Origin of the sequence: Phaeobacter gallaeciensis DSM 26640, from assembly GCF_000511385.1 — a bacterium.
In the GTDB taxonomy this organism is placed as follows: domain Bacteria; phylum Pseudomonadota; class Alphaproteobacteria; order Rhodobacterales; family Rhodobacteraceae; genus Phaeobacter; species Phaeobacter gallaeciensis.
Map to the genome: position 1 here is coordinate 1171638 of NC_023137.1, position 22576 is coordinate 1194213.

23 protein-coding genes and 2 tRNA genes are annotated in these 22576 nt (G+C 58.2%); 13 read left to right on the top strand and 12 right to left on the bottom strand.

Features of this window, described 5'->3' with window-relative positions:
- Positions 1-91: 91 nt before the first annotated feature.
- The 4 genes from GAL_RS05670 to GAL_RS05685 all read left to right on the top strand — a co-directional run bounded on the left by GAL_RS05670 (position 92) and on the right by GAL_RS05685 (position 2752).
- A complete protein-coding gene (locus tag GAL_RS05670; protein WP_024096630.1) occupies positions 92-634 on the top strand; it encodes a MarR family winged helix-turn-helix transcriptional regulator in 543 nt (180 codons plus the stop codon).
- Positions 635-1333 carry an MOSC domain-containing protein gene (locus GAL_RS05675; protein ID WP_024096631.1) on the top strand — a complete coding sequence of 233 codons (699 nt, stop codon included), beginning with the start codon at positions 635-637 and terminating at the stop codon, positions 1331-1333. It abuts the gene before it with no gap.
- A gap of 406 nt (positions 1334-1739) precedes the next feature.
- Positions 1740-2036, top strand: a complete 297-nt coding sequence (locus GAL_RS05680; RefSeq protein ID WP_024096632.1) for a transposase — start codon at positions 1740-1742, stop codon at positions 2034-2036.
- Positions 2033-2752, top strand: coding sequence for an IS3 family transposase (locus GAL_RS05685; RefSeq protein ID WP_024096633.1), 720 nt, complete (start codon positions 2033-2035; stop codon positions 2750-2752). Before GAL_RS05680 ends, GAL_RS05685 begins: the two co-directional genes overlap by 4 nt.
- 141 nt (positions 2753-2893) lie before the next feature.
- Here the strand turns inward: GAL_RS05685 and GAL_RS05690 are convergent, their stop codons facing one another.
- Complete coding sequence (locus GAL_RS05690) at positions 2894-3106, bottom strand: helix-turn-helix domain-containing protein (protein ID WP_040103945.1); 213 nt, start codon at positions 3104-3106, stop codon at positions 2894-2896.
- A 158-nt stretch (positions 3107-3264) separates the two neighbouring features.
- Here GAL_RS05690 and GAL_RS05695 point away from each other — a divergent pair, with 158 nt between their 5' ends.
- A complete protein-coding gene (locus GAL_RS05695) occupies positions 3265-3906 on the top strand; it encodes a hypothetical protein (protein ID WP_024096634.1) in 642 nt (213 codons plus the stop codon).
- Positions 3907-3908: 2 nt separating this feature from the next.
- Here the strand turns inward: GAL_RS05695 and GAL_RS05700 are convergent, their stop codons facing one another.
- Positions 3909-4223 carry an Arc family DNA-binding protein gene (locus GAL_RS05700; protein WP_040103946.1) on the bottom strand — a complete coding sequence of 105 codons (315 nt, stop codon included), beginning with the start codon at positions 4221-4223 and terminating at the stop codon, positions 3909-3911.
- Positions 4224-4307: 84 nt separating this feature from the next.
- Between GAL_RS05700 and GAL_RS22155 the strand changes: the two genes are divergently transcribed.
- Genes GAL_RS22155 through GAL_RS05710 form a run of 3 tightly spaced genes read left to right on the top strand, consistent with a single transcriptional unit; the run spans position 4308 to position 5746 of the window.
- Positions 4308-4502 (top strand): Arc family DNA-binding protein, encoded by a 195-nt coding sequence (locus GAL_RS22155; RefSeq protein WP_024096636.1) that lies wholly within the window; start codon positions 4308-4310, stop codon positions 4500-4502.
- Between the two features lie 24 nt (positions 4503-4526).
- Complete coding sequence (locus GAL_RS05705) at positions 4527-4718, top strand: hypothetical protein (RefSeq protein ID WP_024096637.1); 192 nt, start codon at positions 4527-4529, stop codon at positions 4716-4718.
- Positions 4715-5746, top strand: a complete 1032-nt coding sequence (locus tag GAL_RS05710; protein ID WP_024096638.1) for a site-specific integrase — start codon at positions 4715-4717, stop codon at positions 5744-5746. The genes GAL_RS05705 and GAL_RS05710 overlap by 4 nt, the downstream gene beginning before the upstream one ends.
- Positions 5747-5814: 68 nt before the next feature.
- Here the strand turns inward: GAL_RS05710 and GAL_RS05715 are convergent.
- The 5 genes from GAL_RS05715 to GAL_RS05735 all read right to left on the bottom strand — a co-directional run bounded on the left by GAL_RS05715 (position 5815) and on the right by GAL_RS05735 (position 11325).
- Positions 5815-5888, bottom strand: a tRNA-Cys gene (locus tag GAL_RS05715).
- A 257-nt stretch (positions 5889-6145) separates the two neighbouring features.
- On the bottom strand, positions 6146-6895 hold the full coding sequence (locus GAL_RS05720; protein WP_024096639.1) for a sirohydrochlorin chelatase: 750 nt from the start codon (positions 6893-6895) through the stop codon (positions 6146-6148).
- Positions 6896-7070: 175 nt separating this feature from the next.
- A complete protein-coding gene (locus GAL_RS05725; protein WP_024096640.1) occupies positions 7071-9341 on the bottom strand; it encodes a hybrid sensor histidine kinase/response regulator in 2271 nt (756 codons plus the stop codon).
- On the bottom strand, positions 9338-10591 hold the full coding sequence (locus tag GAL_RS05730) for an FIST N-terminal domain-containing protein (RefSeq protein WP_040103947.1): 1254 nt from the start codon (positions 10589-10591) through the stop codon (positions 9338-9340). Before GAL_RS05730 ends, GAL_RS05725 begins: the two co-directional genes overlap by 4 nt.
- Positions 10592-10608: 17 nt before the next feature.
- On the bottom strand, positions 10609-11325 hold the full coding sequence (locus GAL_RS05735) for a LuxR C-terminal-related transcriptional regulator (RefSeq protein WP_024096642.1): 717 nt from the start codon (positions 11323-11325) through the stop codon (positions 10609-10611).
- A gap of 370 nt (positions 11326-11695) precedes the next feature.
- Between GAL_RS05735 and GAL_RS05740 the strand changes: the two genes are divergently transcribed.
- The 5 genes from GAL_RS05740 (at position 11696) to GAL_RS05760 (ending at position 17581) form a co-directional block, all read left to right on the top strand.
- Entirely contained in the window at positions 11696-12244 is a 549-nt protein-coding gene (locus GAL_RS05740) for a CoxG family protein (protein ID WP_024096643.1), read from the top strand.
- 121 nt (positions 12245-12365) lie between these two features.
- Positions 12366-12439, top strand: a tRNA-Gly gene (locus tag GAL_RS05745).
- Between the two features lie 199 nt (positions 12440-12638).
- Entirely contained in the window at positions 12639-14438 is a 1800-nt protein-coding gene (locus GAL_RS05750) for an ABC transporter transmembrane domain-containing protein (protein WP_024096644.1), read from the top strand.
- A gap of 181 nt (positions 14439-14619) precedes the next feature.
- Positions 14620-16515, top strand: a complete 1896-nt coding sequence (locus tag GAL_RS05755) for an acyl-CoA synthetase (RefSeq protein WP_024096645.1) — start codon at positions 14620-14622, stop codon at positions 16513-16515.
- A 139-nt stretch (positions 16516-16654) separates the two neighbouring features.
- Positions 16655-17581, top strand: a complete 927-nt coding sequence (locus tag GAL_RS05760) for an alpha/beta hydrolase (protein WP_024096646.1) — start codon at positions 16655-16657, stop codon at positions 17579-17581.
- A gap of 2 nt (positions 17582-17583) precedes the next feature.
- On the opposite strand, the gene GAL_RS05765 is transcribed toward GAL_RS05760, so the two are convergent.
- The 5 genes from GAL_RS05765 to GAL_RS05785 form a co-directional block, all read right to left on the bottom strand.
- Entirely contained in the window at positions 17584-18147 is a 564-nt protein-coding gene (locus GAL_RS05765) for a DUF4453 domain-containing protein (RefSeq protein WP_024096647.1), read from the bottom strand.
- Between the two features lie 56 nt (positions 18148-18203).
- On the bottom strand, positions 18204-19040 hold the full coding sequence (locus GAL_RS05770) for an alkaline phosphatase family protein (RefSeq protein ID WP_024096648.1): 837 nt from the start codon (positions 19038-19040) through the stop codon (positions 18204-18206).
- 125 nt (positions 19041-19165) lie between these two features.
- Positions 19166-20803: an ABC transporter ATP-binding protein gene (locus GAL_RS05775; protein WP_024096649.1), complete on the bottom strand. Its 1638-nt coding sequence runs from the start codon at positions 20801-20803 to the stop codon at positions 19166-19168.
- Complete coding sequence (locus tag GAL_RS05780; protein ID WP_024096650.1) at positions 20800-21615, bottom strand: ABC transporter permease; 816 nt, start codon at positions 21613-21615, stop codon at positions 20800-20802. The genes GAL_RS05775 and GAL_RS05780 overlap by 4 nt, the downstream gene beginning before the upstream one ends.
- Entirely contained in the window at positions 21612-22568 is a 957-nt protein-coding gene (locus GAL_RS05785) for an ABC transporter permease (protein WP_024096651.1), read from the bottom strand. The genes GAL_RS05780 and GAL_RS05785 overlap by 4 nt, the downstream gene beginning before the upstream one ends.
- Positions 22569-22576: the final 8 nt, after the last annotated feature.

The following is a 22576-nucleotide window of genomic DNA, read 5'->3' on the forward strand; positions in this document are numbered from 1 at the left end:
TCTTTTGATGTCGACTCGCTATTAGATATCGACTCGCTACTATATCAAAAAACACATTGCAACTTTAATTTCGACTCGCTACTTGTTGCGCATGAAACCCGACCATGGCATCCGCATCCTCATCAACCGCCTTGCCAGACTAGATTCCGCCGCCGGCTGGACCGGCGACCTGAACCCGACACAAAGGGCGGCGCTGGAATATCTGTCTGAGGCCAATCAGTTTTCCCGTTCGCCCTCGCATGTTGCCGAGTATCTGGGAACAACGCGCGGAACGATGTCGCAGACGCTGAAGGCGCTGGTGCGCAAGGGATACGCCGCCGAGCGCCGGCAAAAGTCCGACCAGCGGTCAATTTCCTTTGAGCTGACTGAGGCGGGCGTGGCCGCGGTGACAGAACCCAATCCAATTGCAGATGCCATAGGCAGCCTGCCCCCCGGCGTTCAAACCGCGCTCAGGGACGGCTTGGTTCAAAGCCTGAGGCAGGCTTTGGCGGCTAACGACGGCCAGTCATTCGGGAAATGCAAGACCTGCGCCTATCACGAGGCGGACTCGGAAAACGGATTCTGCGGCTTGCTGAAGCTCGCGCTGGAACCCGGCGAAAATGACAAAATCTGCATCGAACACAAAGAGGCCTGAATGACCCTTCCTGAACTTTCGGCAGAAATCGGCGACATCTACCTGGGCAGCGTTCAGGACCGCTGGGACGGGAAGCCTCCCTCCGCCATTCAAAAAGACCTGGTGCCCGGTTCGCAGGCCATTACGCTGACAGGTTTTTCAGATGATGCGCAGGCGGACTTGACCGTGCATGGCGGCGAAGAAAAAGCTATTCACCACTACGCGCTGGATCACTATGCGGTCTGGCAGGACGAAGGGCACATGGCCGTCGGCACGGTCCCCGCAGCCTTTGGCGAAAACATCTCAACAACCGGATTGACCGAGGAAAACCTCTGCATCGGCGATATCCTGAAGCTGGGCTCAGCAACTGTTCAGATCAGCCAGGGCCGCCAGCCCTGCTGGAAGCTGGGCCTGCACACTGGACAAGAAAAGTTGCCCTACCTGTTTCAGAAAACGGGCCGCACCGGATGGTACTACCGTGTGCTGGAAACCGGCACGGCTGAAGCAGGCGACCGGGTAACGCTGATAGAACGGCGCAACCCGGACTGGAGCGTCCTGCGTGTGACCCGCGCCCGGCTGACGCGCAGGGTTTCCCGGAACGACGCTGAAACTCTGGCAGGCCTGGCTGATCTCGCCCCCGGCTGGCGGCAGGCATTTGCACGCATGGCTGAAGGCGAAACAAGTGAGGACACAAGCGCAAGGCTTGCTGGTCAGTATTGAAACCGGCGCCATCGCTAAACTTGTTTATGGATGTTGCGCGACAAGTACCGCTTTCCCAACTGTGAATGGCTGTTTCCTCAATTCGGAAAAGTTGTTCTCACAGCTGCAGCGAAAGAGCAGTTTGATTTTATGCCTCAAATTGCCCTTCAATGACCGCTCTGACGACATCGCTTGCACGGCAGCTATGATGGTGCCGCACTTGCGAGCGGATGCTGCGTCAGCAACATGCCAAAACGCAAATGTCGGGTTTGTCCCGCGTCCCTTCCGTTCGATGATGGTTTGTGGCCGCACCTGCGGCGAAGGTCTGCTCCTTCCATTGCTCGTGCAGCATGGGATCGCCGCCTGAACTTCGTTCCTGTTCCCGGACACCGGGGTAAAGTACCCCTGTCCAGGAAGGGAGCATGGAATGGGACAATCGCGACGAACGTTCACAGATGAATTCAAAGCCGCAGCTGTTGGTCGGCTTTATAAGCCTGGTGCCACACAAACCGGCGTGGCCAGGGAGCTGGGTGTGACGAGTTCTCAGCTGAAAACCTGGCGCTTGGAGATCGAAGCGGCAGGATCGATGGCGGCATTGCGCAGGCAACAGGCGGATGCGGCGGAACTGGATCGTCTGCGCAAGGAAAACAAACGCTTGAAGCTGGAAAATGAGATCCTCGAGAAAGCTTCCGCTTTTTTTGCCTCAAGGGCAGCGAAGACATGAACGCGAAACGTGCTTTCGTCGCTGCCCACAAGACTGTTTACCCGATCGTTCAGCTCTGTCGCCTTGTTGGTGTTGCGCGCAGCTGGTTTTACGGCTTTGTCCAGTCACAACTTGCTCGAGATCAGCGGCACAAGCTACGTACCGACCGGGACGCCGAGTTGCTTCCAAAGATTAAAGAGGCGTTTTCTCAAAGCAAAAAACGGTATGGGTCAAAGCGGGTCCACCAGGATCTGAAAGCCGATGGCGAGGACGTTTCGGAGCGGCGCGTGGCCAGAATAATGCGGGAAAACAATGTCACGCCTCGCCCGTGCAAGCGCCGAAAGCCGTGCACCACAGACAGCAATCACAGCCTCAAACCCTCGCCAAACCTACTGGAACAACGGTTCGCTTGCACCGGTCAGAACCGGGTTTGGCTCACTGACATTACCTACGTCGATACGAAAGAAGGATGGCTCTACGTTGCTGCCATCAAGGACATGGCCACGCGCGAAATCGTGGGCTGGGCAATGGACGATCATCTGCGATCCGAACTGTGCTGTGATGCCCTGAACATGGCTCTGGGGCGCCGCGGACCGGTGCCTGGTCTCATTCATCATTCAGATCGCGGCGTGCAATACGCAGGCAGCGAATACCGCAAACTGCTCTTTCCGGGCGTTAGCTGCGTTTTGCACCAAGGTCCGGTTCAGCGGGGTGATCTGAGCGGTGTGGTGTTTTAGGATGGCCGCCATCGTATAACGCTGCCTGCGTCTCGCCGTTATCCCACTGATACAGCAGACCGATTTCTTCGCCAGTCTTGACACACGTAATGCGACCGATGGCTTCGGCCGTCGTGCGAACACTCTCAAGTTCGGGCAAAACTAGCCCCTCTCGTTAAACAGTTCCTTGGGAGCGATGTCGAGAGCATGGGCAATCCGCTCCAGAACATCGATCGATGCTGAGAATTTCGCGAGTTCGATCTCGCTGATGTAGCTACGATCCAGGTCGGCAGCTAATGCTAATTGTTCTTGGCTCAACCCTCTGGAATTTCTTAGATTCCGGATATTTAACCCTACTTGTTCCCGTAATTTCATGGCCTGTATTCGGCCAGATCACAAGAACCGCTCTACGGAGTATATTCCACAAAACGCGCGCGAATATCATAAACCCTATGCTCGCATATGGTGTGAATGTTGAGGTTGGAGCTAGTGTATCAATAATACAGTAATGTAATCAAAAGGTATTTATTGATATGCGGTGCAAACTTATCAGGAATTGGACTGCCGGAGTTGCTTTGGCTTTGCTTTCAACCGTGGCTCCACAAGCGGCAAAAGCCTATCAGGTTGACTGCGCCATTCTGCTTTGCCTGGCTGGTGGGTGGCCCGCGTCAGCAGAATGTGCCCATGCCCGCGCCGTGTTTATCCGTCGGATCACGCCCTGGCCGATTGAGCCGCCGTTGCAAATCTGGCGCTGCCCGATGGGTGTTTCTGAGCGCGCGCCGTTGCAAAGTATGGCCCCTAAAGTCTGGGAGGCCAGCAACCAAAATGGTCAAATGCTCGGCCACATTATTCTGGCACAGGTGGTCGAAGACGGTGCCGATATCGACATCAGTGGTCTGGAATTCGATTTTGTGCGCTCGATCCGTGTTTGGGATGTTCGGCACTACAGCCATCGCGAACGTGGCCGCGACGATGATTGTTCTGAGAGTTATAACATGCGCCTCGGGACCTACGGCACACAAGGCGAATTTGGCTGGCAACGCACGACACCAGCGGCCGCCCCGCAATGGGTTCTGCCGTCACGGCGCTGTTCGTCGTCAAGCTGGCGTCGCGGGGTCGGTGTCGAATGGGAAGATCACGAAGGCAACCATGGATATGAGTGGGGGGCCTACTAAGGCTATTCGCCGATGTCCTTCATACGTTCCGCGATATCGCCCGCAATGCGCTCATACAGGGCGGCTTGCTTATCTCTGGGAGTTCCGGGCTTCGGGTTCCTTCTGCGGATGCGTTTGGCGAGCCAAAACAACAGTCGCGCGGCGGGGTCGTCCAGTTTTTCCGGCACTGGGGCCGGATAGTTTTCTTCGAGTAGGGCAACGACCTCAGCATTCATACTGCGATGGTTGGCCTCGGCTGCGAGGCGTATTCGATCGCGCAGGCCGTCTGGCAGCCGCACGATGAATTTATCCTGATTTTGAGAGCTTTGTTCTGGCATGGTGGCACTGTGCCATAAAAAGCGATTGACGCAATAGTGGCTAAATGCCACTAGTTGATTATGGTTTCAACCTGGAGGCGTTTCATGAACAGTCGTAAACCAATGCAGCTTCGGCTTCCGCAAGAGCTCAAGGAGTGGATCAAAGCGGAGTCCGATCGCAATGGAAACTCCCAAAATTCAGAAGTGATCCGCGCCATTCGCGCGGCGAAAGACAGACGTTCTACGCGCGGAGCAATCGGAAATATCAATATGGATCAGGGTGATAATGCGCGTTGTTAACGAGGTGAGAGAGGTGTCGATAAGATGACCAAAGCTAGTGCACAGACAAAGGCGAAGCAGGCAGCCTCGGCCTTCATCCGTGAGGCGCGGGAGGCAGGCTGGCAGCGCGCGAAGTTCGAGATTAAGCCTGACGGCAGCGTCATCGTCGATGCCAACATGGTCGCGCCAGAGGCAGCCGACGACTTTCTCAATAGTGACTTGAGAATGGGCGAATGACCCGAAAGAGCCTGCCAAAATACGTCTATAATGACAGGGGCTACCTACGGTTCATCCGGCGTTCGCGCGGTATCTCTGTCATGATGCACGAGGAAGCGGGCACGCCGGAATTTTGGGATCACTACAATCGCCTGCTGAAGGGAAAACCAGCGCCAGCGCCGGTGAAACGCAATTTTGAGGCGTTGATTCTTAGCTACTACGAGAGCGACGCCTACAAGAAGCTGAAGCCTCGGACGAGATCCGATTATCGGCGGTATATCAGCCACATTCGTGAGATCTGGGCCGACAAAGACCCGGCCAGGATCGAAACCCATCACATCTATGAATTGCACCGCGCAAATGCGGATCATTGGCGGCAAGCCAACTATCTCGTTCAGGTCATGGTCGTATTGATGAACCACGCACGATTGATTGGCTTCATCAAGAAGGAGCACGGCAATCCGGCGAAAGGCATTCCGCTATTCAAGCAGCAGAGCGACGGCTGGGAGCCGTGGCCAGATGATGTTCGGGCCGAGTTCGAAGCGCTGGCTTCAAAGAGGGCGCGGCTGGTTTACGAGCTTTGCGTTGGTACAGGCCAACGAATTGGCGATGTCGTGAAGATGAAATGGGAGCACTTTTCCGATGAAGGTTTCGATTTTACGCAAGGCAAAACCGACAAGCCGCTTTGGATCCCGCTCACCGACCGACTGAAAGCCCATCTCGACGGGCTCGCACGAACGGACGGCACTGTTGTGGCTGACGTCAAGGGACGACCAGTGAGCTACCGGATCGTTGCGGAAGAAATGCGCACTATCAAAAAGAAGATGAAGCACGAGAAGGCGAGCTACTACAAAACGCACGGGCTCAGAAAAAATGCGACGATCGAGCTGTATCTGGCTGGATGTGATGACGAGATGGTCAAAGCCGTCACCGGTCACTCAGGCGTTGAAATGCTCAAAAAGTACGGCGGCCCGATCCGGCAAAGAGAGCTCGCGAAGCGCGCTCAAGAGGCAAGAAATCAAATGGAACGAAGCAAGACCGAAACGTGAAAGTTTCAACGGTTGTTTCAAAAATGGCAGTGAAGGAGAAGACGGATGACGCAAGTCATTGATTTTATTGGAGGCGAGTACCGGAATCGAACCGGTGTACACGGATTTGCAATCCGCTGCGTCACCACTCCGCCAACTCGCCTTACCGGTGGTGTGAGGTGTGATTAATCACATGCGGGGGGGCGGTGCAAGGGCCGCTGTGCGGAACCGGGCGGAAAAAATGAAAAATTCTGTTGTGGGGCCGCGTTGTACGTAAGGGCGCGCGTTTTCCTGTGTCGGGGAGAGCAAGACAGATTCCTGTCCCGGTGGCATGTGTTCGAAGGACAATCCATCTTCGACTAGCCACGGCGAAAACGCGTAGCTGCAGGCAATGTGCAGGCGAGCCCCGCTGCCATCAGATCAGGTTGGGGTGACACCGGGGCCGGAAAGGGCTTTGTTGAGCGCGTTTGCAATCAGCTGTGGCACCTGCGGGAGTGCTCCGAGAACCGGCAGGGTATCGCCGCCAAAGCCTGCATCGGCCAGAGCATTGGGGATATCGTCGCGCACATGTTCGCCCGCTTGCGCAAAAAACGGCAGGCAGAGGCTGGGCTGCGCTGGAGCGGTGTCCTCAAACACACGGGCGGTCTCTGCGATACGCGGATCTTCCTCAACGTAGCCGGTGGCCAGCGTCGTGCCGGGAAGTCGGTTACGCATTGCCGTTGCAAACGCCTCTGCGGCCTCCGCCGCCTTGGGGCCGCGGGCTGATCCATGTGCCGCGAGCAGAATGCGGGTTGAGGAAAGCGACCAGCCGCGCGCAGCGCAGGCAAGGGTGAGCGCGTCACAGGCCAGGTCGGGCAGGTTTGGGTCCAACCCAAAAGGGGGAAGATGATGAACGTCGTGCCCTTGCAGTCGTCTTGGCAGCACAGAACTGGTAAACCAGCCATTTGCCATGAAAAACGGGTAGATCAGCGCGCCCTGCGGTGTCACCTGCTCTAGTCGGTCAGACATGGCCAGGGTCGCGGAACGAATATCCCACTCCGGTAGCAGCGATGCGACTGCATTTGCAAGCTCGGCCAGTGCACGTTCCTGCGGGGCAGGGTCAGACGGCTGTCCGTGCGCAGTGATGATCGCGGTGGGCCGAAGCGTCGGCATAGCTTGGGGAGAGGTCATCGGCGTCGTCTTCCGGCTGTGTGATGATCTTGCTGAAGGGATTGTTGTCGTAGATAGATCGATACCCATGGATTTACTACGTTTGACCAACGTCGACAGATCACTTTTGCGGTGGCCAAGCGTGTCCCGGTGTGGCTCTAGTTGCGCTTCAGGCAGAGGCACGTAGTTTGAGGTGTTAGAGCTTCGGGGACCGCAGAGCGTTGAGAAAGCTGCGCAGTTGCTCCGTTGGGATGGGTTTTGCAAACAACTGGGCATTCAGTCGCTGGGCCAGCGCGGCGGTGTCCGGAGTGGGGCTGGAGGAAATGAGGCAAGCGGGCAGTGGTCCGAGGTCGCGACGCAAACCCTCAATGACTCTGGCGCCGCTTTGGTTCGCCCCCAATTGCAGGTCTATCAGCAAAACATCCGGTGTGAGCTCAATTTCGGTCAGCAAAATCCGGGCCTCCCCCTCGCTGGCGCAAGTCAGCACGTCGATCCCCCATTGCTCCATGGTAAGGCTTAGCGCCTGGCGAAGGTCGGTATCTGAAACGATCAGTAGCGCGATCAGTTGGGGCAGCTGCGTAGGGACCGGGCGAGGGGCAGCTGCCTTGAGGGGAGGGACCTTCCCGATCTGCGGCCTGGAGACATCGCGTGGCAGTTCAATGGCGAAGACTGTTCCACGTCCCAGCTCAGACCTGAGCGTCAGCGGATGACCGAGCAGCGCGCAGGCCCGCTCTACGATGGCAAGCCCCAGCCCCATACCGTCAGCAGCACTCGCTGTGGCGTTAAGGCGCTGGAACTCCGCAAAAATCCGGCCGCGATCTTCGTCGGGAATACCGGGGCCTGTGTCCCAGACCTCGACCCTGACGGTGGCCCGGCGCGGACGTATGCCAATCAGCACACCACCTTGATCGGTGTAGCGCAGCGCGTTGGAGATCAGGTTTTGCAGGATACGCCTCAGATAGGTCACATCACTTAGCACGCGCGCACGACTGGGCCTAAGTCGCAGGCTTAGCCCTTTGGCATCGGCAGTCGGGCGCATCTCATCCTGCAGCTGGCCCAACAGGTCGTCCAGATCGACGGAGGACTTGTGGACCTCTGCGCGACCGGAATCCAGCCTTGAGATATCGAGGAGAGCGGAGACCAGCGTTTCCACACTGTCCAAGGCATTGGCCGCCTTATGCAGCGTGTCCTTAGGCAGTTCGTCAGGCAGTTCGCTATCCAGAGCTGCGACGAAGAGTTTTGCAGCAGACAAGGGTTGCAGCAGATCATGGGATGCAGCAGCGACAAAGCGGGATTTGGACGCATTGGCCCGTTCAGCGGCTTGCAGCGCGTCTTCCAGCTCCAGCGTGCGTTCCAGAACGCGTTGCTCCAATGTGTCGCGCGCCTCGCTCATGGCGCGGGCCGTCTGCCGTTCGGCCGTGACATCGGTGAAGCTGATCACAAAGCCCCCATCGGGCATATCCTGCATAAATACGGTCAAAACCCGCGTCGTGCCCTGCTGAATATCGAAGGAGAGCGGAGCTCGCGCGCTCTGATCAGTGGTGGTCTGTGCGGAAGCTGAACCAACCGTCAATCCTGTGCGCGGGCGGGCCCAGTTCGCGACCTGATCAGCGATCTCCGCCTGCGCAAAGGTGAAGGTGTCGCGCAGCTGCTCAAAAATACTCTCAAACCGGCTACCGATGCGGAACCTCCCGATTGGGATCGATAGTAGATTCCCCATAAGCCGGTTCCATCCGACCAGCCGGGCCTGCTGATCGAAGATGCAGACCCCCTGGTTCAGATGTTCCAATGTGGCGCGAATGAGACGCGCCTGGTCGTCCAGAATGCGTTCACGTTCCTGGTGCTGGAGCCGCATGATGTCTGTGACGTCAGTCTGCAGGATGACCGTGCCACCATCCGGCGTTCGGTGCTCACTCACCTGCACCCAGCGATTGCCGGTCATGCGCACGTTGAACATGACGCTGCGGTCCTGATGACGGGCCAGTCGGCGGGCAGCCCAACTGGCGGCTGACGTGCCCGCCGGGAGCGACAGGGCCGTGCTCGAACTGATCAGTTGCACATAGCTTTCAAACCTCAGCCCCGGTCGCAGATCAGCGCAGATATCAGGCATGTGCATGCCAAAGCGACTGTTGCACATCACCAGCACATCCTCCGCATTGAAAAGTGCGAAGCCTTCTTGAACGGTTTCAATGGCATTGGCGAGATTGGCGCGCGCGGCTTCGGTCTCGCGGTTGGCCTCGGCGAGCTTGGCGTTCGAGAGATTGAGCAGATCCAGCGTGCGCTCCAGATCGCGGGTGCGGCTGCGGATTTCCTCTTCCAGCAAAACAGCGCGTTCAAACTGCGCATACGCAAGGCCGGAGGCATCTGTATCTTGCTCCACACGGCGCATCAGGGTCGCGGTGATCTTCAGCAGTTTTTCATTCTGCCGTTCCAGAGAATCATGCGGATCAATCAGGCCTTCGGTCATGATCTGGCCGCAGTCTCGTCTGTTGCGGGCGGGTAGATGGCGACTCCGGTCAGTGTCTGGTTCACGTGGATGGAGTTCACCTGCTCCCCGTAGGTGCAAAATCCCACGGCGCGGTGTTTGGCGAAGAGTGCGGATATCTGTGGCGTCAGTTGTTTCTGCTGGGCTTCCATCCGTCGCAGTACGCAATCGCAGGCCAGGATAACATCGGGTGTCCGGGTGTCTCCCAACGCAGAAAGCGCGCGGTCGAGATGATTCACCATGTCGAGAGGCTCTGCCAATGTCAGCACGACCCCTTCGTCGATGGCTGAGAAAAACACAAGATCACCAGTGTCTGCGACCTGTTGGATTGCGCGGACATGATGCTGGCCACCAATGCGCACCACCACGGGATGAGCCGCAAAGGTGAAGGTGGTGAGCTGTTCTGGATCCTTGCCCAGCAGGCGCGCATATTCCCGCGCCGCCGGTTCGGCGTTGATTTCATAGACCAGTCTACGAGCAGGATCAGCCCCGGTCACCACCATGCGCTGGGCCGTCGGTACAAGATGATCCGTGTTGAAGACCTTGATCGGGCAGTTGCTGCGGATCTGTAGCAAGACCGCCGCGTTCTGCCGGGCCTCTCCACCGCAAAGAACGTATGTTACGCCGAAATCGGTGCTATCGCCGGCGGATCCGCCAAACAGTGGCACCGGGCCAAGCCCTGGCGCTAGATCGGTGGTTAGCGCGTCTTCCTTTACCGACAGTCCATCCACCAGTAGAAAGGCAAATTCGGACCCCCACTGCGGTGTCTCCCGCGCCATATCGTTGCGATTGCGAATGATCTGGTCAATCTGGCTCTGGGGATCATAGGCGTTCAGATCGTCAATAGGCAGAACTCGTGCGCAGAAATGGCTGCGGGGAAGGCCGATGGCGACAATCTCTCCATCTGTGTAACCAGCCTCGCCGATTTCACCTGCAGTGGTGCAGCCAACCACCTGTGCGGGGGCCAGATCACGTGTCGCCGCAGCGCCGAGCGCATGGATATCGGCCTGCGGAGAGATAAAGAGAATGATCAGCTCAAGATCATCGAGCGGTGCCAGCATTTGTGCCAACCTCGCCAGGGCATCGGGCGCGTCGGCCGCAGCAAAACCGGTGCGGGTGATACGACTGGACTGGTGTAGTGCGGCAGCCATTGCAGGCAGCGCGCGCCCGGTCTCAGCCGACGCGACTGTGGGGGGATTGGCATCGGCGCGGGGTGGGGCTGGGCGTTTCATGTTGGATGGTAGGCGGTTCAGCCGAGATCTTGCAAGACGTTTGCAAAGCTGGTTTCCTTCGCGATCAAAACCGCTTGGGTACGGCTTTGCACGCCGAGTTTGCGCATGATTGCGGTGACATGGGCTTTGACCGTGGTTTCAGCAATCGACAGATCATAGGCTATTTGTTTGTTCAGTTTGCCGGCACAGATCAGCTGCAGGATGCGCGCCTGCTGATTGGTCAGCGTCGCCAGTCGCCCGGTCGCGTCCTGAGTTTCACTGTCGCGGGGCAGCAGCACGTAACCGGGCGGAACAAACGGCGTGCCCTTTGCGATTGCATCAAACGCGCTGATGTAAATCTCGCGCTGGCCGTGCTTGGGAACGAAACCTGCGGCTCCGGCATGAATGGCGGCACTAATTACCCGATTGTCCGCCATGGACGAGACGACAAGTATCGGCGCGCTGGTGGCGTTGCGCAACCGGATAAGCCCGTCCATGCCATGAACATCCGGCAGGTTCAGATCCAGGACCACTGCGTCCGGGGGAGGTGTATCGGCAATCTCAGAAATGGCCTGTTCCAGTGTCGGCGCGGTTACGATCGTGCGAATGCCGACCGTCGCGCGTAAAGTCATCGCCAGAGCATCGCAGAACAAGGGATGATCCTCGACGATCAGTGCGGTGACAAAACGCGCCGATTCCGACGGTTCGGGATGACCGCTTTGGGTCGGAATTCTTGTGGGGGACGACTGTGTCATCAGACTCCTAAGATCTACCGGGCGGTTGCTTCGTATCATTAGGCCGGGCACTTGCAGCGGATTGGAAGCCGCCCCGACGAGAATCATGCTAGCAGCACAGGTACAGACCTACCAATAGGCGAAAGGTCGAAGGCTCTTGCCGTCGCCTATGAGTGAGCATCACCTATTTGTAAGCGAGAAAATTGCCAGTATCAGACTGACGGTGCGTGCTGTTCCCAAAGATGAGAGCGGCCCGGTCCACCTCTGGCTTGCAACCAATGTCGCATATCGGGGCGCTTTCGGTTTAGGCTATGCACACGTCAGGCAGACCATCCGCTGCCTGCTGAGAAACTGATCGCCAGTAGATCGCCAGAGTAAGGAAAAAGCGCCCATGAAACTTGCCGATACCCGCACCATAGCTGCCCCGCGCGCCGAGGTTTGGCAGGGGCTGCTGGATGCTGAAACCCTGAAGAACGCGGTGCCCGGCTGTCAGGAAATGGACGGCTCCGCCGAGGATGGCTTCACTGCGGTTGTTGTGCAAAAAGTTGGCCCGGTCAAGGCGACGTTTCGCGGGACCGTGACGCTCTCTGATCTCGACGCGCCAAACAGCCTGACCCTGCGTGGCGAAGGCAAGGGCGGGGCGGCCGGATTTGCCAAAGGGGATGCCCATGTGACTTTGAGCGATGGCGAAAATGGGCAAACTCTGCTGAGCTATGAGGTAGAGGCCAAGGTTGGTGGCAAGCTGGCGCAGCTGGGCAGCCGGATCATTGATGGCTTTGCTAAGAAAATGGCTGATCAGTTCTTTGAGCGGTTTCAAGCGGCAGTTGAAGCCGACGAGGTGGCTGGGGTCGAGGTTGAAGCAAATGACGCGGGCGCGGAAACGCCTGCCGATGACGCCGCGCCGCGTAAGGGGTGGATTGGACGCATGCTGGGCAGCTGATCCAGTCGCAGATCAGATCTGCGGCGAACGGCCATTCTAGACAAAACTCCGAAATGTGAGATTTTCACGTCAGACCCGCTTGACGCTCAGAAAGCACCGATTTATAGACGAAATTCCCTGAGCGGGTATGGTGAAATGGTATCATAAGAGCCTTCCAAGCTTAAGGTGCGGGTTCGATTCCCGCTACCCGCTCCAGGTCTCCTCGCATCAACCGGTATATCGTTAAGTCAGCGCTGTATTTTGCGATATGACGCAGTGGCTTGAGGTTCGACATGCGGCGCTATGGCCGAGGATGATGGCTTCTGTGCGCTTGACCTCAGAGGTTTGCGCAGTCATGAACCTTGGCGATGCGCAGGCCAGAGATCCTGCCACACGGAACGTCGAAGGAGCTGACATGGCGGGAAATCAAGCGGTCCCGACTGCGGATGTAGAGCGCGAGAAATCACGCAAAGTTGGTGTTCTCTCCGCACTGTGGCCATTCATGCGCCCCTATCGTGTGCTGATGGCCATGGCGACGCTGGCGCTGGTGTTGACAGCGGGCCTGTCGCTGACGCTGCCGCTGGCGGTGCGTCGGGTTGTCGACAATTTCCGGATCTCCGAAGCCGCGCTTCTCAATCAGTATTTTGCCGCCGCCCTTGTGATCGCTGCGCTGTTGGCGGCAGGCACCGGGTTGCGTTACGCGCTGGTTACACGGCTGGGCGAGCGGGTGGTTGCCGATATCCGCAAGGCGGTGTTCGTCCGCGTCATTGGCATGAGCCCGGCGTTCTTCGAACAGATCATGACGGGCGAGGTGCTGAGCCGGATCACGACGGATACCACATTGATCCAGTCTGTTCTTGGCTCCTCGGTGTCGATTGCCCTGCGCAATATGCTGATCTTTGCAGGCGGTCTGGTGCTGATGCTTTTGACCTCTGCCAAGCTGACCAGCCTCGTGCTGCTGATTGTTCCGGCGGTGATTGTGCCGATTTTGGTGTTGGGGCGGCGCCTGCGCAAGATCAGCCGAGAGAACCAGGATTGGATCGCGGCTTCATCCGGCAACGCAGGGGAGGCGCTGGGCGCAGTCCAGACGGTTCAGGCCTACACCCATGAAGTGGCAAGCCGGAGCGAATTCAGCCGCCTGACCGAAACCGCTTTTGATGTGTCGATGCGGCGGATCCAGACGCGTGCCTTTCTGACCGTTATCGTGATCTTCCTTGTGTTCTCCGGAGTGGTTGGCGTGTTGTGGATGGGCGCCAATGACGTGCGCGCAGGCGTGATGACCGAAGGCACGCTGGTCCAGTTTGTGATTTATGCGGTGCTGGTTGCAGGCTCGGTTGCGGCTCTGTCGGAAATCTGGAGCGAATTGCAGCGGGCAGCCGGCGCAACCGAGCGTTTGGTAGAGCTATTAACCGCTGTGGATCAGGTCCAGGACCCCAAGTCGCCCCAAGCGCTTGCAGCACCAGTGCGCGGGGAAATCCGGTTTGACAACGTATCCTTCCGCTATCCGGCGCGTCCACAGATCCCGGCGTTGGTGGATGTTTCCCTGACTGTGCAGCCGGGGGAAACTGTTGCCTTCGTCGGGCCGTCTGGTGCGGGTAAGACAACGATCATTCAGATGATCCAGCGGTTTTATGATCCGACGTCTGGTGCGGTTTGCCTGGATGGTATGCCGTTGCGGGATCTGCAACGGGATGATTTCCGCAAACACATCGCCTTGGTGCCGCAGGATCCGGTCATTTTTGCGGCGTCCGCGCGTGACAACATTCGCTTTGGCCGCCCCGGGGCCAGCGACGCTGAGGTTGAGGCCGCTGCTCGAGCTGCGGCGGCGCATGAGTTTATCACCGCACTGCCCGAAGGCTACGACAGTCAGGTCGGCGAACGTGGTGTGATGCTCTCGGGTGGCCAGAAACAGCGTATCGCCATCGCTCGCGCTATCCTGCGGGATGCGCCGGTGCTGCTGCTGGACGAGGCGACATCCGCGCTTGACGCTGAAAGCGAACGTCTGGTCCAGGCCGCCGTGGATGAGTTGAGCCAGGGGCGGACCACTCTCATCGTGGCGCATCGTCTGGCGACGGTGAAAAAGGCGGATCGTATCGTGGTCATGGAAGAGGGGCGCATCATTGCAACTGGCACCCATGATCAGCTGGTCGCAGAGGATGGTCTCTACGCCCGTCTGGCGCGGTTGCAGTTCACCGATGGAATGGCGGCAGAATAGGCAATACAGGCCTCAACCGCCCAAAAAATCAGTTTCAAGGTTGAAAACTGTCAAATGTCGCTGCGTCAAAGTGCAGGCTTCCTTGACGTGACCCTGTCGGCGCGCTTGCACGACGGGTCGTTTCAAATCATTTTGTGTTAACTGAAATTCCCCGGCACAAGGGGACTAGGGGAGGAAACCAATGGGATTTGCCACGGCCGCGGACTGCTTGGCACTAGTGAATGAGATGCCCTTCGGGCAACGGAACATGCCGACGACGCTTTACGGGCTGTTGTCCCGTACGGCCGGGAAGTATCCCGACAACAAAGCCGTCAGCTATCAGATCTTTTCCGGCCCAACAGACAAGGCTGAGACCCTCACGTGGCGACAGTTGAAGGACAAGGTCACCCAAGCGGCGAATATGTTCCGCTCGATGGGCATCGGCGAAAAAGATGTGGTGGCCTATATCCTGCCCAACTGCAACGAAACGGTTGTGACACTGCTGGGCGGCGCTGTTGCGGGCATTGCCAACCCTATCAATCCGCTGCTTGAGCCGGAGCAGATCGCCTCCATTTTGCGCGAGACCGGGGCGAAAGTTGTGGTCACGCTGAAACCCTTCCCCAAAACCGACGTTGCTCAGAAAGTTGCCGAGGCAGTGCGCCACGCGCCTAAGGTCAACACGGTTCTGGAAATTGACCTCAACCGCTATCTGACACCGCCGAAGTCCTGGATCGTGCCCATGATCCGCCCCAAGCTTGAGGGCAAGGACAAGCTGGCGCATGCAGACTACAAGAACTTCAACAAAGAGCTGCGCAAGCATCCCACCGAGCTGACCTTTGCGGATTCCGACAGCGACCGCGTGGCCTGCTACTTCCACACTGGCGGCACCACCGGCATGCCCAAGGTGGCACAGCACACCTATTCCGGCATGAACTACAACGGCTGGCTGGGCAGTAAGCTCCTGTTCACTGCCGAAGACAACATCATGTGTCCGTTGCCACTGTTTCATGTATTTGCCTGCCATGTGATCCTGATGGCGGCTGTTGCCTCAGGCGCGCATGTCGTGTTCCCGACGCCACAGGGGTATCGCGGCGACGGTGTCTTTGACAATTTCTGGAAGTTGATCGAGCGCTGGAAGATTTCTTTCATCATCACTGTGCCCACGGCGATCTCGGCAAAGATGCAGCGCCCGGTGGATGCGGATGTCTCCACCGTGAAAACGGCCTTCTCCGGTTCGGCCCCCTTGCCGGTAGAGTTGTTCAAACGGTTTGAACAGGCAACCGGCGTCAAGATCGTAGAAGGGTATGGCCTGACCGAGGCAACCTGTCTGGTGTCCTGCAATCCCGTTGAGGGCGAGAAGAAAATCGGCTCGATCGGTATTCCGCTGCCCTATACGGATGTGAAAATTGTCAAAGGAACGGAGAGCGGCACGGTTGAGTTGGGTGTGGATGAGATCGGCGAGATCTGCATCTCCAGCCCCGGTGTCTATGCCGGTCACACCTATACCGAGGTCGAGAAAAACGACGGTCTGTTCTACAAGGATCAATACCTGCGCACTGGCGACCTTGGGAAGCTGGACAGCGACGGGTACCTCTGGATCACCGGTCGTGCCAAGGATCTGATTATTCGCGGCGGTCACAATATCGACCCGGCCGAGATTGAAGAGGCGCTTCTGGGGCATGAGGCTGTGGCCTTTGCCGGTGCTATCGGCCAGCCGGATGCCCATGCCGGCGAGGTGCCTTGTGCCTTTGTCGAATTGGTCGATGGAGCCAGTGTCACCGCAGAGGAGCTGTTGGCCTATTGCAAGATCCACGTACATGAGCGAGCCGCAATCCCAAAACACGTCACAGTGATGGACGAGCTGCCGAAAACTGCCGTGGGCAAGGTCTTCAAACCGGATCTGCGTAAGAATGCCATCACCCGGATTTACAACGACGCGCTGCTGAAGGCTGGTCTGCCCGCCCGCGTCGAACATGTGGTTGATGACAAAGGGCGCGGTCTGGTCGCACAGGTCGAAGAAAACGGTGCCAAGGCGTCGGATATCTCCGACGTGCTGGGGGTGTTTACCCGCCCTTGGGAACCCATGTCCAAGGCGTGATCGAGCGCCTTCGGCTCTGGCCCTTGCAAGAGATGGAGAAAGCGTTCCACCGGGACGCTTTTTTCGTTTGTGGGGCATGGTTTTTGATCGCCGCGCTGCTAGGCTCATCCGGCGTACTACGACACAGGGAACGGGCGAGATGAATTACGAACGGCTGATCGATGAGGAAACCTGGGCCTTTATCCGCAAGACGGGCGAATGTTACCCGGATGATGCGGTGGATCTGTCAATTGCTGAACAGCGCAAGGTCTATGATGCCATGGCGGCTGAGTTTCGCGCCGCGCGCCCTGATAGTGTCAGCTGCGAGGATCGTCTGGTTGGGGCTGTTCCCGTGCGGATCTACACCGCCGGAGATCCCGGCTGTACGGTGATGTACTGTCATGGCGGCGGGTTCGTGGTTGGCGGATTGGACAGCCATGATGATGTCTGCGCTGAACTCTGCGCGCAAACAGGTTACCGCGTGGTCGCGGTAGACTACCGCCTGTCTCCTGAACATCTGCACCCGGCGGCCTTTGATGATGCCTGGGCGGTCTGTCAGTGGATCTCTGCCAGCTTCGACGGCGATCTGGTCTTGGCCGGGGATAGCGCGGGTGCCAATCTCTGCGCTGCGGTGGCGCATCATGCCCGTGGACGGCTCACGGGGATGGTCGGTCAGGTGTTGATCTACGGGGCCTTTGGCGGAGACATAAACGAGGGGTCTTATCTGGAACATGCGCAGGCTCCGATGCTGACGCGGGATGACATTCTGTTCTATGGACAGCTGCGGCGCCCAGAGGGAAGTGAGGCCGGCACTGACCCGACATTGGAACCGCTTGCTGACAGTGACTTTTCAGACCTGCCTGCCACCGTGCTGGTGACGGCCGATTGCGATCCGGTGCGCGATGACTCCCGCCACTACCGCGACAAGATTTTAGCAGCCGGGGGCAAGGCGCATTGGATCAATGAACCCGGACTTGTCCATGGCTATCTGCGCGCTCGCCATAGCGTTGGCCGCGCCCGCGACAGTTTTGAGAGGATTTCAGTTGCAGTGGAAGCGCTGGGGCAGGGGCTCTGGCCTTACGAGTGACCCTAGCCTGCAAAGTCACGGCATTGTTCAGGTGCGGCACTGCGATCATACCATCCACCGCTTTTGACGCGCCAGTCGCTCGTGTGGGTGGTTACATAAGACCAGTTGCCCACTGGAAAATGGGAATACCCGATGACATCGCCGGGCTGGATCACTCCAATCCGCGCCGTTCCTGCACTGTGACCTGAGTAAAGCGGCACCGGACCACCGAGCCAGCCAAGGCAGGCGCTTTCAAATTCATCGCGGATCGGCAGATCGACAAGGAGGCGGCGCAGATGGGTGTCATTAAGCGCCAGTTGACGGCGCTTGGTATTGACCTTGCAGCCGTGAAGCTGCTCTAGCCCCCGGATTTCCTGCACCTGTCGATTGCTGTGTGGATCAAGCGCGACCGATTTGCCCAGACAGTCGCTATTGTCAAAGACGCTTTGACCCAGTGTCGAGCCAAAGCAATAACCGGCCCGGTCCATGATCAGATTCCGCGTGAACCACAGGTCATCGCAGCCATCCTGTGCCAGTGCGGGCAGTGGCAGAAGCAGCAGTATCAGGGCAAGGCAACGTTTGGTCATGGCAGGCTCCTGTAGGGCGACTATATCGATCACCCCACGAAGCCTGCCACGGATCCTCAGCTGAGGAAAGATTTTGCCTTCATCGTGTCGGCAATTGGCGCACCAAGACGGCTGAGAATGGTGGGGGCCAGTTGCAGCTGATCAATCACCACATCCTCTGCGGGGCCTGTCGCATCTCCAAAGTAATAGAGCGCGGTTTCCTGTTGCAGGGGGCTGCGCCCGCCGTGGTGGCCGCGCTCATCCTGGCCATGATCAGCGGTGACAATGATCTCATAACCCATTTCGCGCCATTTGATAATGAACGGGGCCAGCATTTCGTCCATCACGAAACAGGCGTGATCCATCTCCTGACAGTCGTGAAAGAACCGGTGTCCCATGCAATCCAGCGTGCAGGTGTGCAGCATGCCGTAGTTGAGGCCAAAGCGCAGGCAAAGATTGGTCAGCGTGCCAAAGAGGTCCACGTCGGAGGGTGTCATTTGGTTGACCAGCCCGTAGCCCGTCATCGAATGAAACCGCCCATGGTTGATAGTGCTGCTTTCAGGTTCATCATATTCCACGTCGCGCACGGGATCATAGGGATGGCGATTGAAGAAGGAGGACCAGAAGCTATGAGCGACGGCCCCGGTCACGCCACCACCGTCGCGCACCTGGCTAAAAACATCCTTGTGCTTCAGACGGAAGACATTGCCATTTCCGGTACAGCCGTGCTCAGCCGGGACCACGCCGGTGTGAATCGACGCGTAGCAGCTGGCGGAAATCGACGGCAGCACCGCCCGGTGTTTCCAGACCCGTGCCTCGCCGCTGTCGACCCAGCCTTCCAGATTGCCAAACAGCCGACGGAAATTACGCCAAGGAACGCCGTCCAAGATGATGAGGAGAAGTTTGTTGTCCATTGCAGAACCCAAGGTCTTGTAGAAGTGACTGAAAAAGGCGGTCGTGAGGATTTTTCCTGCGACCGCCTTTGAGAGCGTTCCGCCGCAGTCGCCTGCGACGGGTGGTGATATATGGTGCCTGCCTGCTAGTTGCCGGCACTTTCCATCTTGCGGTTGGCGATGACCTCTTCCAGCCAGCCCAGACGCATTTCTGGCACCGAGCTGAGCAACAGATCGGTGTAATCGTCAAAGGGCGGCGACAGCACTTCGGTCTTGCCGCCATAGCGTTGCACGCGTCCCTGATACATCACCGCGATATTGTCCGAAATCGCTCGCACCGTGGCGAGGTCATGGGTGATGAAGAGGAAGGCGACATTCTCGATCTTTTGCAGTTCCAGCAACAGTTTGAGGATGCCGTCCGCGACCAGCGGATCCAGCGCCGAGGTAACCTCATCGCAGATGATCATCTTTGGCTTGGCAGCCAAGGCGCGGGCAATACAGACACGCTGTTTCTGCCCACCCGACAGCTCTGCCGGGTAGCGATCCATGAAGCTTTCGCCCAACTCGATCTCATCCAGCAGCTCAATGATCCGCTTGCGCTTCTCCGCGCCTTTCATGCCGAAGTAGAATTCCAGCGGGCGCCCGATGATGGTACCCACGGTCTGGCGTGGGTTCATGGCTACATCTGCCATCTGGTAAATCATCTGCAACTCGCGAAGATCCTCACGGGTGCGTCCCGCCAGATCGGAGGACAGGGTACGCCCTGCGAACTCGATCTCACCCTCGCGCGGCGGCAAGAGGCCAGTAATCACCCGTGCCAGTGTCGACTTGCCCGAACCGGATTCCCCAACCACCGCCAATGTCTGACCGGGGTGCAGATCAACGTTCACATTGTGCAGAACGTCGAATTTGGTGCCTTTGTAGCGCGCGGTGATATTGCGCACGCTCAGCACTGGTTCCGGGGTGGGGGCCTTTTCCTCATGGGTGATGGAGCGGACCGAGACCAGAGCCTGGGTATACTCTTCCTGCGGTGCGTTGATGATCTGATCAACGGGGCCGTATTCCACCATATTGCCGTGGCGCAGCACCATAATGTCGTCGCTCACCTGCGCCACAACCGCGAGGTCATGGGTGATGTAGAGCGCGGCCACACCGGTGTCGCGGATGGCTTCCTTGATCGCCATCAGGACCTCAATCTGGGTGGTCACATCCAGCGCCGTTGTCGGCTCATCAAACACCACAAGATCCGGCTCCGGGCAGAGCGCAAGCGCAGTCATGCAGCGTTGCAGCTGCCCACCTGAGACCTGATGCGGGTAACGCTCTCCGATATTGTCAGGATCCGGCAGACCCAGCTTGGCAAAGAGGACCCGCGCGCGCGCCTCGGCGTCCTTCTTGGAGAATTTGCCCTGTTCAACGGCCGCTTCGATCACCTGTTCCATGATCTTTTTGGCGGGGTTGAACGAGGCGGCAGCGGATTGCGACACATAGGTGACCTCACCGCCGCGCAGGCGCCGGATATCGCGCAGTTTTGACTGCAGAATATCACGACCATTCACCCAGACTTCGCCACCGGTGATTTTAACCCCACCCCGGCCATAGGCCATGGAGGCCAGACCGATGGTGGATTTACCCGCGCCGGATTCCCCGATCAGCCCAAGCACCTTGCCCGGTTGCAGATCAAAGCTGACACCATGCACGATTTCGATGTCATGGGGCTTTTCCCCTGGCGGGTAGACGGTTGCGCCGATCTTCAGATTGCGCACTTTCATAAGAGGTTCGCTCATCCGCGGCCTCCTTTCAGCGAGGTTGTGCGGTTCAGAACCCAGTCCGCGACAAGGTTGACGGAGATCGCAAGGGTGGCGATGGCAATGGCGGGCAGTAAAGCCGCCGGGATGCCGTAGACGATGCCTTCCTTATTCTCTTTCACGATGCCGCCCCAGTCGGCTTCTGGCGGTTGCACGCCAAGGCCGAGGAAGGAGAGGGTGGAGACAAACAGTACCATGAAGATGAACCGTAGGCCCATTTCAGCCACCAGCGGTGACAGAGCGTTTGGCAGGATCTCACGGAAGATGATCCAGGCGGTTTTCTCCCCCCGCAGGCGGGCTGCTTCGACGTAGTCCATCACCTCGATATCCACCGCGACGGCACGGGCCAGACGATAGACGCGGGTTGAGTCGAGCAGGCCCATGACCACAATCAGCACCGGTACCGTGACCGGCATCACCGACAGTACGACAAGGGCGAAGATCAGCGTTGGGATCGACATGATGAGATCCACCAGCCGCGACATCACCTGATCCACCCAGCCGCCAGCAACCGCGGCAAAGAAGCCGAGGATCGAGCCGGTGGTGAAGGACAGGATCGTGGCTGCCGTGGCGATGAAGATGGTTGTGCGACCACCGTAGATCATCCGGCTCAACAGATCACGGCCGATGTTGTCAGTGCCCAGAAGATGCTCCGCGGAACGGGGCTCCCAGACGTCACCGACGATTTCGGCCATACCGTAAGGTGCCAGCAGTGGGGCGAAGATCGCCATGAGAAAGTAGAGGGCCGTGAAGAACAGCCCGATCATTGCAGAGATAGGGATATTCTTCATTTCGGATGCCTCAGACGCGGGTTGGACAGGATAGCGACAATGTCAGCGATCATGTTCAGAACGATATAAACCGCAGCGAAGATCAGACCGCAGGCCTGCACCACAGGCACGTCACGCTTGGACACATGGTCGACCAGATACTGCCCCATGCCGGGGTAGACAAAGACCACTTCGATCACCACGACGCCCACCACCAGATAGGCGAGGTTTAGCATCACCACATTGACGATCGGCGCAATGGCGTTGGGAAACGCATGGCGGGCAATCACGTGGAAGGTGCTGAGACCTTTCAGCTCTGCGGTTTCGATATAGGCCGACTGCATCACATTGAGGATCGCCGCACGGGTCATCCGCATCATATGTGCCAAAACCACCAGCGTCAGCACCGCAACAGGCAGGGCAATGGCGTTGAGTTTTTCCAGCAAGTTCATGGAATCATTGATCATCGCAACGGAGCTGAACCAGCCCATCTGCACCGCAACGAAATAGATCAGTAGATAGCCAATCAGAAATTCCGGGATCGAGATCGAGGCCAGGGTCACGGCCGAGATCAGTTTGTCAGGCCAGCGGTCGCGGTAGCGCACGGCGAGCAAGCCAAGGAAAATTGCCAACGGAACCGAAATTACAGCAGCCCAGAACGCCAGGAACAGCGTATTGCCAAGGCGGCGGCCGATGCTGGTTGCGATGTCCTGACCATTGGTCAGCGCGGTGCCCAGATCCCCCTGCAGGGCGCCGAACAGCCAGTCGAAATAGCGCAGTACGGCAGGTTCATTCAGGCCCAGTTCTTCCCGCAGATTGGCGAGCGCCTCAGGGGTGGCCGACTGGCCCAGAATGGACTGCGCCACATCGCCGGGCAGGATCAAAGTACCCATAAAAATGAGCACGGATGCGGCAATCAAGAGAATTAATCCCAGCGCTAGGCGCTGGGATACAAGTTTAACAACGGGGTGCATAGCATAGA

Coding starts and splice junctions, on each gene's coding strand:
- GAL_RS05670 (WP_024096630.1), top strand. CDS start 92: ATGAAACCCGACCATGGCATCCGCATCCTCATCAACCGCCTTGCCAGA.
- GAL_RS05675 (WP_024096631.1), top strand. CDS start 635: ATGACCCTTCCTGAACTTTCGGCAGAAATCGGCGACATCTACCTGGGC.
- GAL_RS05680 (WP_024096632.1), top strand. CDS start 1,740: ATGGGACAATCGCGACGAACGTTCACAGATGAATTCAAAGCCGCAGCT.
- GAL_RS05685 (WP_024096633.1), top strand. CDS start 2,033: ATGAACGCGAAACGTGCTTTCGTCGCTGCCCACAAGACTGTTTACCCG.
- GAL_RS05690 (WP_040103945.1), bottom strand. CDS start 3,106: ATGAAATTACGGGAACAAGTAGGGTTAAATATCCGGAATCTAAGAAAT.
- GAL_RS05695 (WP_024096634.1), top strand. CDS start 3,265: ATGCGGTGCAAACTTATCAGGAATTGGACTGCCGGAGTTGCTTTGGCT.
- GAL_RS05700 (WP_040103946.1), bottom strand. CDS start 4,223: ATGCCAGAACAAAGCTCTCAAAATCAGGATAAATTCATCGTGCGGCTG.
- GAL_RS22155 (WP_024096636.1), top strand. CDS start 4,308: ATGAACAGTCGTAAACCAATGCAGCTTCGGCTTCCGCAAGAGCTCAAG.
- GAL_RS05705 (WP_024096637.1), top strand. CDS start 4,527: ATGACCAAAGCTAGTGCACAGACAAAGGCGAAGCAGGCAGCCTCGGCC.
- GAL_RS05710 (WP_024096638.1), top strand. CDS start 4,715: ATGACCCGAAAGAGCCTGCCAAAATACGTCTATAATGACAGGGGCTAC.
- GAL_RS05720 (WP_024096639.1), bottom strand. CDS start 6,895: ATGACCTCTCCCCAAGCTATGCCGACGCTTCGGCCCACCGCGATCATC.
- GAL_RS05725 (WP_024096640.1), bottom strand. CDS start 9,341: ATGACCGAAGGCCTGATTGATCCGCATGATTCTCTGGAACGGCAGAAT.
- GAL_RS05730 (WP_040103947.1), bottom strand. CDS start 10,591: ATGAAACGCCCAGCCCCACCCCGCGCCGATGCCAATCCCCCCACAGTC.
- GAL_RS05735 (WP_024096642.1), bottom strand. CDS start 11,325: ATGACACAGTCGTCCCCCACAAGAATTCCGACCCAAAGCGGTCATCCC.
- GAL_RS05740 (WP_024096643.1), top strand. CDS start 11,696: ATGAAACTTGCCGATACCCGCACCATAGCTGCCCCGCGCGCCGAGGTT.
- GAL_RS05750 (WP_024096644.1), top strand. CDS start 12,639: ATGGCGGGAAATCAAGCGGTCCCGACTGCGGATGTAGAGCGCGAGAAA.
- GAL_RS05755 (WP_024096645.1), top strand. CDS start 14,620: ATGGGATTTGCCACGGCCGCGGACTGCTTGGCACTAGTGAATGAGATG.
- GAL_RS05760 (WP_024096646.1), top strand. CDS start 16,655: ATGAATTACGAACGGCTGATCGATGAGGAAACCTGGGCCTTTATCCGC.
- GAL_RS05765 (WP_024096647.1), bottom strand. CDS start 18,147: ATGACCAAACGTTGCCTTGCCCTGATACTGCTGCTTCTGCCACTGCCC.
- GAL_RS05770 (WP_024096648.1), bottom strand. CDS start 19,040: ATGGACAACAAACTTCTCCTCATCATCTTGGACGGCGTTCCTTGGCGT.
- GAL_RS05775 (WP_024096649.1), bottom strand. CDS start 20,803: ATGAGCGAACCTCTTATGAAAGTGCGCAATCTGAAGATCGGCGCAACC.
- GAL_RS05780 (WP_024096650.1), bottom strand. CDS start 21,615: ATGAAGAATATCCCTATCTCTGCAATGATCGGGCTGTTCTTCACGGCC.
- GAL_RS05785 (WP_024096651.1), bottom strand. CDS start 22,568: ATGCACCCCGTTGTTAAACTTGTATCCCAGCGCCTAGCGCTGGGATTA.